The following is a 14046-nucleotide window of genomic DNA, read 5'->3' as shown; positions in this document are numbered from 1 at the left end:
GGGTGTAACTATGTTAAAGAAACAGACTGTATGGCTTTTGACAATGTTAAGTTTGATGATTGTGCTGAGTGTCTATTATATTACATCGCCGAACGGTGGTGACCTTGCGTATCTACCGGAAGGGGAAGATTCTGCTGAAGAGACGGCATCGGATGCTGCTAAAAAAGAAGAAGATACCGACGCAAAAGATAAGGGTGCGCAAGTGGGCGACATATCTCAACTGGAAGAAGATCAGCTGTTTGCGACCATTCGCATGCAAATCCAAGATGAACGCAGTGCAGCAAGAGACCGTCTTGATGATGTTGTTGCCTCAAGCTCAGCAAGTGTGCAAGAAAAAAATGAAGCCAGGAATGAAATGAATAAATTGGACAAAATATCCAGTAAAGAAAGAATTTTGGAGGAATCAATCATATCATCAGCAGATTACAGTGATGTACTAATCCGACATGATGAGGATCGAGTACAGGTTTATGTAAAAGAATCAGAGAAGCTATCTAATTCAGAAGTAGTAAATATTATGCAAATGGTCAAAGATGAGTTTGGAGACATACCTGTAAGAGTCGATTATCAACCTACAGATAAATAATAGAATGTGGCTAACCGGGTGTGTTTTTCACCCGGTTTTCGTGTTTCGTGGTAATCCCTACACTTTTAAATTTCGAACATAAGACCAGCGAGGAGTAGCGGGGTTGCCAGGTGATAATATGTAAAGTACTTGGCACTTTTTCTGCGTGCGATATACCGCTTCCGTAGCCTAATTGAGATTTTGCTTATTTCACTCCACTTTACAGTATGATTCGCAAAAAATACTCGGGATTGCTATAATAGTTTCTGTAATAATTGGTTTGTTTTCTCGGCTAATTCCTTACTTCAGAAGTATATGGAAAAGGAACTGCTGATAATTAAATCATGATCAGTACATAGCTTGTTCTGCTTAGCCTGTTATTCTGGGTTGAAGTATGGAATGAAACTATCGTAAAATATTACGAGGAGTTATTAGTACCTGATATTATAACGTAATAAACAAAGGGGTGCCAGCAATGCTGACAGTACAGGAGATACGCGAATTAATAAAAGTAGTTGATGAATCAGCAATTGATGAATTTACTTATGAGACAAGTGGAGAAACAGTGACCATGAAAAAATCCGGCAGCAAGGCGGTGGCTGCTGTTCCTGATAACGGAGCACATACAGATCACCCCGTCGACCCGGTTAAAAACTCACAGCCTAACATTCAGGTTGAACAAACTGAAGTAAGTTCTTCAGATGAAAAACCTATCGTGGAAACGACGGCAGATTTTGACCATGAAATTGTTTCTCCTATGGTGGGAACATTTTATGCATCGCCAAATCCGGAAAGCGATTCATATGTAACAGTTGGTTCCAAGGTTGAAAAAGATACAGTAGTCTGTATTGTTGAAGCTATGAAACTGTTTAATGAAATTGAGGCTGAAACTACAGGTGAAATCACGGAAATTCTTGTGGAAGATGGGGAGCTGGTTGAATATGGACAGCCGCTCTTCAGAGTGAAGAAAAAGTAAGGGGATGTCACGGGTGATCAATAAACTTCTGATTGCAAACAGGGGAGAAATAGCGATACGAATAATTCGCGCATGCAGAGAGATGAATATTGAGACTGTAGCTGTATACTCTGAAGCGGATAAAGACGCCTTGCATGTGCAAATGGCTGATGAAGCTTACTGCATTGGTCCAGCACCGAGCAAAGAGAGTTACTTGAATTTCACAAACATCATGAGTATTGCCACATTGACTGAAGTGGATGCCATCCATCCCGGTTATGGCTTCCTGGCTGAGAACGCCGACTTTGCAGAGATTTGCAAAGCGTGTAATATTACCTTTGTAGGTCCAACTGCTGATGCCATTCAAAAAATGGGTGTCAAAGATGTGGCACGGGAAACAATGAAAGCAGCAAATGTACCCACTGTGCCGGGATCTGAGGGTATTATTGAAAGTGAAGAGGAAGCCATTGACATTGCCGAAAAAATTGGCTATCCGGTCATTATTAAGGCGACAGCCGGTGGTGGAGGTAAAGGGATTCGCGTTGCTGAAACGGAAGATGAACTATTAAAAGGTATACGCCTGACACAAGAAGAGGCTGAAAAATCTTTTGGTAATCCTGGAGTCTATCTGGAAAAGTATATCGAGGATTTTCGGCATGTGGAAATCCAAGTATTAGCAGACAATTATGGCAATGTCCTTCATTTAGGTGAACGGGATTGCACCATTCAGCGTAGACTGCAAAAATTAGTCGAGGAAGCGCCATCACCTGCATTAACACCGGCAATCCGTGCAAAAATGGGTGAAGCGGCAGTAAAAGCTGCCAAGGCTGTTGATTACGTCGGTGCCGGAACGATCGAATTCATTTTTGATAGAAAAACTAAGTCATTTTACTTCATGGAAATGAATACGAGAATTCAGGTTGAACATCCTGTGACAGAGATGATTACCGGTATCGATTTAATTAAAGAACAGATAAAAGTAGCTGATAACGAGCAATTGTCATTCGGACAAGAGGATATCGAATTTAATGGTTGGGCAATCGAGTGTCGTATTAATGCAGAAAATCCATTCAAAAACTTCATGCCATCACCGGGAGAAATGACTATGTACCTTCCGCCAGGCGGTTTAGGAGTGCGGATTGAATCTGCCGCCTATCCGGGATATCGTATTCCCCCATTTTATGACTCAATGGTCGCCAAACTTATTTCTTACGGAGATGACCGCGAAGATGCTATTAGTAGAATGAAGCGGGCACTTGATGAATTTGTCGTTGAGGGTGTTGATACAACAATTGCCTTTCACCGTAAAATAATGGATCATCCTGTTTTTGTGGATGGTAGCTTTAATACGAGGTTCCTGAACGAAAATCCCATTTTAGAAAAGGATGAGTGAGATAATGAGTGAACAGCCACTATTAAATGTCGGTGATGATGAAAGTCTTGGCACGGTCGAGATTGCCCCGGAAGTAATCGAGGTCATAACAGGCATTGCGGCGTCTGAGGTGGACGGTGTCTCGGAAATGCGTGGTAACTTTGCAACCGGGGTTGTTGAACGTTTTGGAAAGAAGTCCCATGGAAAAGGGGTAAAAGTGGACCTCACCGAAAATGGAATCTTGATTGATTTGTTTGTTGTACTTAGTTTTGGTATTTCCATACCGAAAGTGGCACAAAAATTGCAAGAAAATATCCGTCATACATTAAAAACGATGACAGCATTAGAAATTGATGAGATAAATGTTCATGTCGTTGGTATTCAAATGGAACAGACAGAGAGCAATGAATGAATACTGTAGCGCAAGGCCAAAAGATTGCTTTTGGCCTTTGCTTATTTTCACCCCTTTGTTTCTGGCTTTTTCACAATCATTCGTGTTATGATTTCAAAGAGATAAGAATTTCAAAGGAGTTATTGATGATGAACCGGCATGCAGCAAGAGAAAAAGCATTCCAGATACTGTTTCAACTGGATATGAATGATAAACAGCCTGAACAGGCGATGAAAGATTACTTAGAATCACTGGAAATCGATCCATTTTTAAAAGACCTTGTAAAGGGTGTAGCTGAAAACAAACAGACCCTTGACGGTACAATTTCAGACCACCTGGAAAATTGGACCATCAGCCGGATTGCTTCAGTGGAACGAACGGTATTGCGCATCGCTATTTATGAAATTAATCAAAAGGAAGATGTTCCCGTTAATGTTTCCATTAATGAAGCAGTGGAGATCGCCAACTTATATGGAGATGAAAAGTCAGGTAAATTTGTTAATGGTGTACTTTCAAAAATTAAAGAATAACTAAATCAAACTAGCATAAAATGGGTGAATTGAATGAAGGGAGATGGAGACTTTGGCTGCTACCGAAATGAATGGGAAGGAACTATCACAAACAATCAGAGAGGAAATGAAGTCGGAAGTACTGCAATTGAAAGAGAATGGTATTATACCACACTTAACAGTTATCATCGTGGGTGATGATCCGGCTTCCCGATCTTACGTTAGGGGCAAAGAAAAAGCATCAAAGGAAACAGGCATTTCATCAGACATCATTGAATTACCATCATCAACAACAGAAAAAAACCTTCTGGAGAAAATAGAGGAACTTAATAACGATGAAACGGTTCATGGCATTTTAGTACAGCTACCACTTCCGGATCACATAAATGAACAGGAAGTTATCGAATCCATCAGTCCGACAAAAGACGTAGATGGTTTTCATCCGGTTAACGTCGGCAAAATGATGACGGGGAACAGTACTTTCCTTCCGTGCACACCATACGGTATATTAACAATGTTGAAAGCCTATGATGTCAGTATTGAGGGTAAGCATGCGGTTATTGTAGGAAGGAGCAATATTGTTGGAAAACCTGTAGGTCAGTTGCTATTAAATGAGAATGCAACCGTTACGTACTGCCATTCCAGAACGAAAAACCTAACAGACTTCACAAAAGAAGCGGATATTCTTATTTTGGCAATGGGAAGGCCGAATTCTATTCATGGTGAGCATGTGAAAGTTGGGGCTGTCATTGTCGATGTCGGGATAAATCGGATGGCGGATGGATCACTGACAGGAGATGCAGATTTCCCATCAGTAGCTGAAAAAGCATCACACATTACGCCTGTTCCACGTGGTGTAGGACCAATGACAATTACCATGCTGCTGAAAAATACAATCATGGCCGCCAAAGGAATGCCTGCAGTTGGAAAATAAATATTTAACCGTTACGGCTTTAACAAAATACATTAAAAGGAAATTTGAGACTGACCCGCATGTGAAAAACATCTGGTTAAAAGGGGAAATTTCCAATTTCAAACATCATAGCCGGGGTCACATGTATTTAACAATTAAAGATGATAACGCACGTATACAAGCAGTCATGTTCGCCGGCAACAACCGGCGTCTCAAGTTCAGACCGGAAAATGGTATGAATGTGCTTATTCGGGGCGAAGTTGGTGTGTTTGAACAGTTCGGCCAGTACCAATTGTACATACAGCAAATGGAACCAGACGGTCTTGGATCGCTTTATCTTGCGTTTGAACAGTTAAAGGAAAAATTACATAAAGAGGGTTACTTCGATGTGCAATATAAGCAGGAATTGCCAGCATTTCCACGTCATATCGGTGTGATTACATCCCCAACAGGGGCGGCTGTTCGTGATATCATTACAACACTTAAACGAAGATACCCCATTGCCCGAACAACAATAGTACCAGTGCTCGTTCAAGGACCGTATGCACCGCAGTCAATCGCCGATGCGCTAAAACGGGCTAACGAAAGTGGGCTGTTCGATGTTTTAATTGTCGGCAGGGGTGGCGGATCCATAGAGGAATTATGGAGTTTCAATGAAGCGGTAGTGGCCAAAGCTATTTTTCATTCATCCACCCCGGTTATCTCCGCTGTCGGGCATGAAACAGATAGCACTATTAGTGATTATGCAGCCGATGTACGCGCGCCAACCCCGACAGGTGCTGCTGAAATAGCTGTACCATCACAGGTTGAGCTTATCGATAAATTGAACAATGTGCAGCGGTATTTGACAAAAGTAATGAATCAATATACAGCTGATGCGAAACAGCATTTAAAACGGCTGAAACAGTCTTATGCATTTCGTTATCCAGAGCAACTGATGGTACAGAAAGAGCAGGAGCTGGATAAATATGTTGACCGTATTGACAAAATGTTTCATATGGAATGGCGACGCAAACATGAATCATTGGCACAAATGAATACACGGCTCGCTGCATCACATCCGAACCGGCAGATTGACCACGCCAGCCGGGAGTTTAATCAATATTACAAACAGCTTAACGATTTGATTAATAGCTGTATAGACAAAAATACAGATAGGCTGCAGGCAGCTATTGAGAAACTGTCACTTTTGAATCCGCTGGAGACGATGAAGCGTGGGTACGCCATTCTCTACGATCCATCAGGAGAACTGGTGAAGTCTGTTAACAATGTATTGGAAAAAGATCGTATAGCCGTTAAACTTGCAGACGGATCATTGGACTGTCAAGTACTGGCGGTAAAGGAGGAAAACAATGGAGCAGGAGAACAAGGAGAATAGCCTCTCTTTTGAAGAAGCTATGCTTGAGCTGGAAAAAATAGTAGAAAAGCTGGAAAAAGGTGACGTTCCATTGGAAAAGGCAATTACCTATTACCAGGAAGGAATGAAACTTTCAAAAGTTTGCAGTGATAAATTGACTGATGTTCAGAAAAAAATGACCCAAATTATGAATGATCAGGGCCAACTGGAAGCTTTTGATGTACAGGGGGATGAATAGTTGTGCAGGAGAGGCTGAACCAATTCATTAGTGAACAAAAAGTAGCCGTACAGCAGGAACTTAGGCAACATCTACATGGTCTGGACATTCCAGAACGGTTAAAAGCCTCGATGCTTTACTCGGTTGAAGCTGGCGGCAAACGGCTCAGGCCTGTTCTTTTGTTGGCAGCGTATCAAGCATACAGCAACGATACAAAACGAGCGCTGGCACCTGCAATAGCACTCGAGATGGTTCATACTTACTCTCTTATTCATGATGACCTGCCAGCAATGGATAATGATGATCTACGGCGTGGGCAACCGACAAATCATAAGATGTATGATGAAGCAACGGCGATTCTAGCCGGTGATGCTTTATTAACATATAGTTTTGAACTGATTGTAAACGACCCCCATTTAACAGATTCGCAGAAAGTTCGAACGATACAGTTGCTTTCTGAAGCGAGCGGTCCGAAAGGGATGGTCGCTGGGCAAATGCTTGACATGAAAGCTGAGCATAAAGCGTTAACGCTTGAAGAGCTGGAAACAATCCACACACTAAAAACCGGTGCACTGCTCCGTTTTGCCATCAGTACAGGGGCTTCGCTTGGCGGAGCTGAACCTGAACAAATTAACCACCTAGGACTATTCGCCTATCATCTCGGTTTAATTTTTCAGGTACAGGATGATATTCTCGATGTTTCCGGTGATCCGGATAAAATCGGGAAACCGGTAGGCAGCGATGAAGCGAATAACAAAAATACTTATCCTAAGTTACTCGGACTGGAAGGTGCAAAAGCGAAAAAAAACCATTATGTCCATAAAGCTAAGGAATCATTGTATCATGCTGGCGCAGCTTCATCTTATCTCGCATTGTTAACTGATTATTTCAGCAGCAGGGATTATTAATATCTATTAGTCATTTTGTACTTTTTATGTTATAATTAGCTTAGAAAAGGGATGGTGCAGTATTCTAGTCAGCCCTCCGCTCCTGAAGGCGGGCCTAAAAATCCGCTAAAGGGCACATCGATGAAGTTCCTTGTGCTGGCTTGAGGCGCCCAGCCTTGGGTCAGTGCTGGGAGTTAAGGTTTTCGGGCGATCCACAAAGGCATGTGGGCGTTGACCCGATTACCGCGGAGGCCCATATCTGTAGTGGTACCTAAGCCTAGGGATTGCTATGGAATGGGGTATGAACCTGCACAATAGGGTGAGGGAGCCTTATTTGCAGCGTAGCCTGCCTTGAGTGGTGGTGAGGGGATTAGAACACTAATAATCAATCCGGATGGCCATCGGTTTGGTTATTTATTTTCTATGAAATCATCACTGCAAAAGAGGCTAGGGAACGGTTAAAGGCTGCTGAGGAAAACTCCTAGACTGCTCATCGGACATTTAAAAGGGATTATAGTGCGGACTAAGTGGTAATCCAGTCCGGCTTTCGGCGACGGAGCCGAGATGGATTTAAAGGGAAACCGCCTTTATGGCAACATAGGGTATCCATCTGGGAAAACCTACTGGACCTAAGCCGCAGTTTTTACCTTTTAAATGACCATTCCTTTCATACATATAATTTTTAAATTTAGAGGTTAAAATGAAACTGCAAACAAAAAAATCACTGCGTTTCAGTGTTACAATTGCCGTTATCACGTTTGTGTTAGCGGCTATTTTTTCAGTGGTATCTGAATCGTTACTAAGTAATGTTATTTGGGTGTTTGGACTACTGATTGTTCTTCTTATCGTATGCATTGGTGTGTTATTTGACATGCTTGGTATTGCAGCCACGGCGGCCAGTGAAAAACCTTTCCATGCAATGGCAGCTGAAAAGGTTCACGGTGCAAAGGAATCTGTTAAAATCATTCGTAATGCCGATAAATTCGCCAGTTTTTGCAATGACGTGATTGGTGATATATCCGGTGTTGTCAGCGGTACCGCATCAGCAACTGTCGTGCTACAGGTTGCAACCATGTTTGAACAAGGTGACGGGTCCACGCTCCAGATTGTTCTATCCGCTATGCTCACTAGCCTAGTTGCGGCTTTGACAGTAGGCGGGAAAGCAGTTGGAAAATATGCTGCCATTAACGCATCGACAAACCTTATTTTTTTTGCTGGGAAGATTGTCGCATTTATGGAACAACGGCTAAAGATTAAATTATTTCCCAATGAAAACAACACAAGGAAAAATAAATAAATGATTGGAACACTCATTTTAAAAGGAAGAAAAGGGATAAGGAATGGGCAAAAAACGTTTAGATATATTATTGGTGGAACGAAATTTAATTACTACGAGGGAAAAAGCAAAGCGAGTCATCATGGCTGGGCTTGTCTTCTCTGAGCAGAACCGGCTTGATAAACCTGGTATGAAAGTAAGTGAGTCCATTCCGATTACGTTAAAAGGTAGAGATATCCCTTATGTTGGGCGAGGCGGTTTAAAGATGGAAAAAGCGATCCATCATTTTGCAATCTCACTAAATGAAAAGACCATGATTGACGTTGGGTCTTCTACTGGTGGATTTACGGATTGTGCGTTGCAAAATGGGGCATCGCTCAGTTATGCCATCGATGTCGGGTACAATCAATTGGCCTGGAAGTTGCGGAATGATGACCGTGTCATTGTAATGGAAAGAACGAATTTCCGGTATGTTACGCCGGACATGCTTGGCCATGGTCAGCCAGACATTGCGGCAATTGATGTTTCTTTTATTTCGCTAAAACTGATATTACCTGTGTTAAAACAGCTCCTGAAAGAGGGAAGCGACATTGTAGCGCTTATTAAGCCGCAGTTTGAGGCGGGGCGAGAACAAGTTGCAAAAAAGGGAGTTGTCCATGATGAAAACGTGCATTTACAGGTTTTGGAAAACGTGATAGGTTTTGCTCACTGGGAAGGTTACCAGTTACTGGATTTAACGTATTCACCGATAACCGGTGGTGATGGTAATATTGAATTTCTCGCCCATCTTGGCTGGGGAAAAAAGGCGGAAAGCAAAGATGTCGAATTAGTGGAAGTGGTCAAGGCAGCTCACCGTGAATTGAGAGAAAAGAATTAAACGCTGACGTATTCTGCGGATTCACGTTACCGGGAAAAGTGGACATCTGATTTTTAATGGAGGCTCTTATGAGTAAAATTCAGCGCCATATAAAAATACGAGAACTAATAACTGAAAAAGAGATTGAAACCCAGGATGAACTTGCCGATGAGCTTAAATCTGCAGGATATGATGTAACGCAGGCGACCGTCTCACGGGACATAAAAGAAATGCACCTTGTAAAAGTACTATCTCTAAACGGGAATCATAAATACAGTCTGCCTGCGGATAATCGCTTCAATCCACTGGACAAATTAAAGCGGTTAATAAATGATGCATTTGTAAAAATGGAACACACAAGTCATTTTATTGTATTAAAAACTCTTCCTGGTAATGCACATGCAATCGGCGCTCTTATTGATAACCTGGAATGGGATGAAATCATGGGAACGATATGTGGTGATGATACATGTTTAATCATCTGTAGGACGGAAGATGACCCAGCCGTTATCCAAGACCGTTTCCTGCATATGTTGTAGGGGTGAGGTATGTGCTGACAGAATTATCAATACAAGATTTTGCTATTATTGATCAAGTTGACATCACGTTCGATGATGGCCTAACTGTTTTAACCGGTGAAACAGGTGCCGGTAAATCCATTATTATTGATGCCATTCAGCTACTGGCCGGTGGAAGAGGTTCAGTTGAATACGTGCGGCATGGGACAAGTAAAGCTAGGATAGAAGGACTTTTTATATTAGGATCCGATAATAGAGAATTGTATGATATTGCCGACAAATATGGAATTGACATTCAGGATAGCATGATTGTATTAAACCGAACGATTACTTCAAGCGGAAAAAGTATCTGCAGAGTGAACGGTAAACTAGTCACACTAGCCATTTTAAGGGAATTTGGACAACGGTTAATCGATATACATAGTCAGCATGAAACACAATCATTAATGGATCCTAACAACCATATCCGGCTCCTTGATTTGTACAGTGAGAAACAAATAGAGAAAACAAAAATCGAATACACTCGCTTATACGAAAAATATTTATCATTGCAAAAACGATATAAGGAGTTAAGTGCTAATGAGCAGGAAATGACACAACGACTTGACTTGCTCAAATTTCAGCAAAGTGAAATTGAACAGGCAAACCTTGTCCCGGGTGAAGATGTGCAGCTTGAAGAGGAGCGCAGTCAGCTAACTAATTTCGAGCGAATTTATACCGCATTACAGGATGCCTATAATGCACTTTACGGTGAACAAAAAGGAACTGAGTGGTTGAATATAGCAAGCCAGTCCCTTCAGAGCGGCAGTGAATATGATTCCTTTATAGCTGAAAAAGCAGAAGAATTATCCAATCATTATTTCCTGGTTGAGGAATTAATGTACGAGCTGCGCAATTATGTTGATTCTCTTCAATATGATCCGGAACGGCTTAATGAAATTGAATCAAGACTGTATGAAATCGATTGCCTGAAAAAGAAATATGGTGCTTCAGTGAATGATATACTGGAATATCTGGGTGAAATTGAGGAAGAAATGGAGCAACTTACAAACAAAGATACACACTTAGCAAAACTTGAAGAACAAATTTATCAAACGTATCAGGACGCTTATCTCGAAGCCAAAGAACTGCATGTATTGCGTCAAGAAGCCGCTCGCGCTTTGACAAACGATATACACGCTGAACTTGCCGATCTTTATTTAGAAAAAGCCTCCTTTTCGACCTCTTTTGATTCGAAAACTGCATCTGGGCGGGAAGGAGATCCAAAGCTACACCGGGACGGATTTGATTACGTTCAGTTCCTTATTTCCGCTAATCCCGGAGAGCCAATGAAACAGCTGAGTAAAGTAGCTTCCGGCGGTGAATTGTCCAGAATTATGCTTGCTATTAAAAAACTGTTTGCTAAACATCAAGGTATAACCAGTGTCATCTTTGATGAAGTGGACACTGGTGTAAGTGGGCGGGTTGCACAAGCAATTGCCGAAAAAATTCAGCAAATTTCCAGGCAATCACAAGTACTATGTATTACCCATTTACCTCAAGTGGCGGCAATGGCAGATATTCATAAGCTTATTCAGAAATACGAAAAAAATGACAGAACCGCAACAGTTGTGGAAGAATTGAGCGAAAACGAAAAAATTGACGAATTAAGCCGGATGATCACAGGGACGAAGTTGACGGAGACGGCGAAAGATCATGCTAGAGAAATGCTGGAAATGGCCTCCAGTTATAAACAAATGTAATCATAATATTTATTCATAATGAAAAGCTGGTATTTTTTAAAAAGGAAAAGATACACTGCTTTTCTTTTTTTTCACCAGTTTAAAATAAGATCGGTTCGGTCAAATTAGAAGTACAAAGAAAAATTAATGGTATGGGGTTGGCCGAGGAGAGTGAATTGGGTGAAGAAATATAGCAAAATACGCATATTTACAGGCATTCTGCTTTTGACGGCCGTATTGGTACTTCCTTTTCTAAAACCAGTCCAGCAATATCTTTCCATTCCAAATCAAGCTGTCGCACTTAACAACAGTGCCTCATCATTGGATATGCCTGTACTTGGTAAAAATGTAACTATTGATTCCTCTGGGGAAAGTATTCAAGCCGTGGATTCGTCAGTATTTTATCCAAAAAAACAGGGGAATAGTCAGCTTATGTATGAAGCGGCCGGACTCCCGCTCAAAAAAGTGGATGTCTCCGTTCTTGAGGACATACGTGTTATCCCAGGCGGACAATCGATTGGTGTTCAGCTTCATACACTTGGCGTTCTCGTTGTCGGGCATCATCAGGTAAAAAGTGACAACGGAATGGTATCCCCCGGGGAAAAAGCAGATATCCAAGTGGGTGATGTCATTTTGAAAATAAATGATGAAGAAATAAAGAAAATGGAAGAAGTCAAACCGTTTGTAGAAAAGGCGGGGAAGGAAAACGAAGCATTGTCATTAACAATTAAGCGGGACAATGAGACCATTGAAACAACATTAAATCCTGTAAAAAATAAAAAAGAAGACGAATATCGTATTGGTTTGTATATACGTGATTCCGCTGCGGGAATAGGAACAATGACTTTTTATGATCCGGAAACAAAAAATTATGGAGCGCTTGGTCATGTCATTTCCGATATGGATACACAAAAACCAATTGAAATCCATAATGGATCCGTAGTACGTTCCAAAGTAACCTCAATTGAAAAAGGGAATAATGGAACTCCTGGTGAAAAACAGGCGAAATTCTCCGTAAAAGATAAAAAAATCGGTAGCATTACTAAAAACAGTCCTTTCGGTATTTTCGGGAAATTAAATAAAAAAATAAAGAATGGCAAATATGATAAACCAATGCCAATAGCGTTGCCCCATGAAGTAAAAGAGGGGCCGGCCAAGATTTTAACGGTTCTTGATGGAGAAGAAGTGGAAGCTTTTGATGTGAAGATTGTCAGCAGCGTTCCACAAAAATTCCCTGCCAAAAAAGGAATGGTAGTTAAAATAACAGACGAGGAACTTTTAAATAAAACAGGGGGAATCGTTCAAGGAATGAGTGGTAGCCCGATTATTCAGGGTGATAAAATCATTGGTGCAGTAACACATGTTTTCGTCAATGATCCGACAAGCGGTTACGGTGTCCACATTGAGTGGATGCTGCAGGAAGCGGGAATAAAAGTTAAAGAACAGTCTAAACAAGAAGCCAGCTAACTATATGCTTGCTATAGGATATGTATTATTATCTTATAGCAAGTTTTTTTCATGCTCAAAATATTTTTCGACAAACTTTGTCAAAAATGATCGAAGCATATCGATATTTAAATTAAAACGGAGAAAATTAGAGCAAGACCAAAAAAATACAAAGTTTTTTAAATAAAAAAAGGATATTTGGAACTTATGTCGAATATGTTACGTGGAGAAAGCTCGAATTAAAGGAGGAACTACACGTGGAAAAGATTTCAGTTTGTTTAGTTGATGACAATAGGGAACTCATCCAGTTAATGGAAGAATACTTTGAGGATCAAGCAGATATTGACGTTGTAGGAATTGCTCACAATGGTCGAGAGTGTTTGGAAATGCTCGAGGGGACAGAACCTGATGTTCTTATTTTGGATATTATCATGCCTCATATTGATGGGCTAGGTGTTTTAAATACTATTCGGGGAAGTCAAAACAATAATGATGTGAACGTTATTATGCTGACGGCGTTTGGTCAGGAAGAAGTCATGAAAAAAGCGGTTGATCTAGGCGCTTCCTATTTTATTTTAAAGCCATTTGAGCTAGACAATCTAGCCGATCAGATTCGTCAGGTACACGGAGAGGGCACGAACATCTTAAACCAGCCGGCAACAAAAAAACCGGTAAATAAGGAGCGAAAGAAGAAGGACTTGGAAGCAAGTATAACAAATATTATTCATGAAATTGGTGTACCAGCACATATTAAAGGATATATGTACTTAAGAGAAGCAATTACAATGGTTTATAATGACATTGAGTTGCTAGGTTCCATTACAAAGGTGCTTTATCCGGATATAGCAAAAAAATACAACACGACTTCATCTCGTGTTGAGCGTGCTATCCGTCATGCTATTGAGGTTGCCTGGAGCCGCGGAAACATTGAATCCATTTCAGCTTTGTTTGGCTATACAGTCAATATTTCAAAAGCAAAACCGACTAACTCAGAGTTCATTGCCATGGTGGCCGACCGGCTGCGGTTGGAACATAAAGCCAGTTAATAAGAAATAAAAACTGT

At 41.1% G+C, this 14046-nt stretch carries 15 protein-coding genes; all 15 read left to right on the top strand.

Annotated elements, in window-relative coordinates:
• Positions 1–10: 10 nt before the first annotated feature.
• The 15 genes from FFL34_RS00610 to spo0A all read left to right on the top strand — a co-directional run bounded on the left by FFL34_RS00610 (position 11) and on the right by spo0A (position 14029).
• Positions 11–586: a SpoIIIAH-like family protein gene (locus tag FFL34_RS00610; protein ID WP_138600411.1), complete on the top strand. Its 576-nt coding sequence runs from the start codon at positions 11–13 to the stop codon at positions 584–586.
• A gap of 454 nt (positions 587–1040) precedes the next feature.
• Positions 1041–1541: an acetyl-CoA carboxylase biotin carboxyl carrier protein gene (accB, locus tag FFL34_RS00605; protein WP_138600409.1), complete on the top strand. Its 501-nt coding sequence runs from the start codon at positions 1041–1043 to the stop codon at positions 1539–1541.
• Positions 1542–1554: 13 nt separating this feature from the next.
• Entirely contained in the window at positions 1555–2913 is a 1359-nt protein-coding gene (gene accC, locus FFL34_RS00600) for an acetyl-CoA carboxylase biotin carboxylase subunit (RefSeq protein WP_138600407.1), read from the top strand.
• A 4-nt stretch (positions 2914–2917) separates the two neighbouring features.
• A complete protein-coding gene (locus FFL34_RS00595) occupies positions 2918–3304 on the top strand; it encodes an Asp23/Gls24 family envelope stress response protein (protein ID WP_138600405.1) in 387 nt (128 codons plus the stop codon).
• Positions 3305–3432: 128 nt separating this feature from the next.
• A complete protein-coding gene (gene nusB / locus FFL34_RS00590; protein ID WP_138600403.1) occupies positions 3433–3813 on the top strand; it encodes a transcription antitermination factor NusB in 381 nt (126 codons plus the stop codon).
• A gap of 52 nt (positions 3814–3865) precedes the next feature.
• The gene (gene folD / locus FFL34_RS00585; RefSeq protein WP_318279450.1) at positions 3866–4726 is read left to right on the top strand and encodes a bifunctional methylenetetrahydrofolate dehydrogenase/methenyltetrahydrofolate cyclohydrolase FolD; all 861 of its coding nucleotides are present in this window, start codon (positions 3866–3868) and stop codon (positions 4724–4726) included.
• Positions 4716–6083 carry an exodeoxyribonuclease VII large subunit gene (xseA, locus tag FFL34_RS00580; RefSeq protein WP_138600399.1) on the top strand — a complete coding sequence of 456 codons (1368 nt, stop codon included), beginning with the start codon at positions 4716–4718 and terminating at the stop codon, positions 6081–6083. Before folD ends, xseA begins: the two co-directional genes overlap by 11 nt.
• Complete coding sequence (locus FFL34_RS00575; RefSeq protein ID WP_138600397.1) at positions 6058–6300, top strand: exodeoxyribonuclease VII small subunit; 243 nt, start codon at positions 6058–6060, stop codon at positions 6298–6300. Before xseA ends, FFL34_RS00575 begins: the two co-directional genes overlap by 26 nt.
• A gap of 2 nt (positions 6301–6302) precedes the next feature.
• On the top strand, positions 6303–7187 hold the full coding sequence (locus tag FFL34_RS00570; protein ID WP_318279447.1) for a polyprenyl synthetase family protein: 885 nt from the start codon (positions 6303–6305) through the stop codon (positions 7185–7187).
• 679 nt (positions 7188–7866) lie between these two features.
• A complete protein-coding gene (locus FFL34_RS00565; protein WP_138600393.1) occupies positions 7867–8463 on the top strand; it encodes a hypothetical protein in 597 nt (198 codons plus the stop codon).
• 43 nt (positions 8464–8506) lie between these two features.
• Entirely contained in the window at positions 8507–9319 is an 813-nt protein-coding gene (locus tag FFL34_RS00560) for a TlyA family RNA methyltransferase (RefSeq protein WP_138600391.1), read from the top strand.
• Positions 9320–9387: 68 nt separating this feature from the next.
• Entirely contained in the window at positions 9388–9837 is a 450-nt protein-coding gene (gene ahrC, locus FFL34_RS00555; RefSeq protein WP_138600389.1) for a transcriptional regulator AhrC/ArgR, read from the top strand.
• A gap of 11 nt (positions 9838–9848) precedes the next feature.
• Entirely contained in the window at positions 9849–11558 is a 1710-nt protein-coding gene (recN, locus tag FFL34_RS00550; protein ID WP_138600387.1) for a DNA repair protein RecN, read from the top strand.
• A gap of 126 nt (positions 11559–11684) precedes the next feature.
• Positions 11685–13004, top strand: coding sequence for a SpoIVB peptidase (gene spoIVB, locus FFL34_RS00545; protein ID WP_138600385.1), 1320 nt, complete (start codon positions 11685–11687; stop codon positions 13002–13004).
• A gap of 236 nt (positions 13005–13240) precedes the next feature.
• The gene (spo0A, locus tag FFL34_RS00540) at positions 13241–14029 is read left to right on the top strand and encodes a sporulation transcription factor Spo0A (protein ID WP_138600383.1); all 789 of its coding nucleotides are present in this window, start codon (positions 13241–13243) and stop codon (positions 14027–14029) included.
• The last annotated feature ends 17 nt before the right edge of the window (positions 14030–14046 follow it).

It is taken from the genome of Lentibacillus cibarius (assembly GCF_005887555.1).
Lineage (GTDB): Bacteria > Bacillota > Bacilli > Bacillales > Amphibacillaceae > Lentibacillus > Lentibacillus cibarius.
This window is presented reverse-complemented; position numbering and strand designations above follow the sequence as displayed.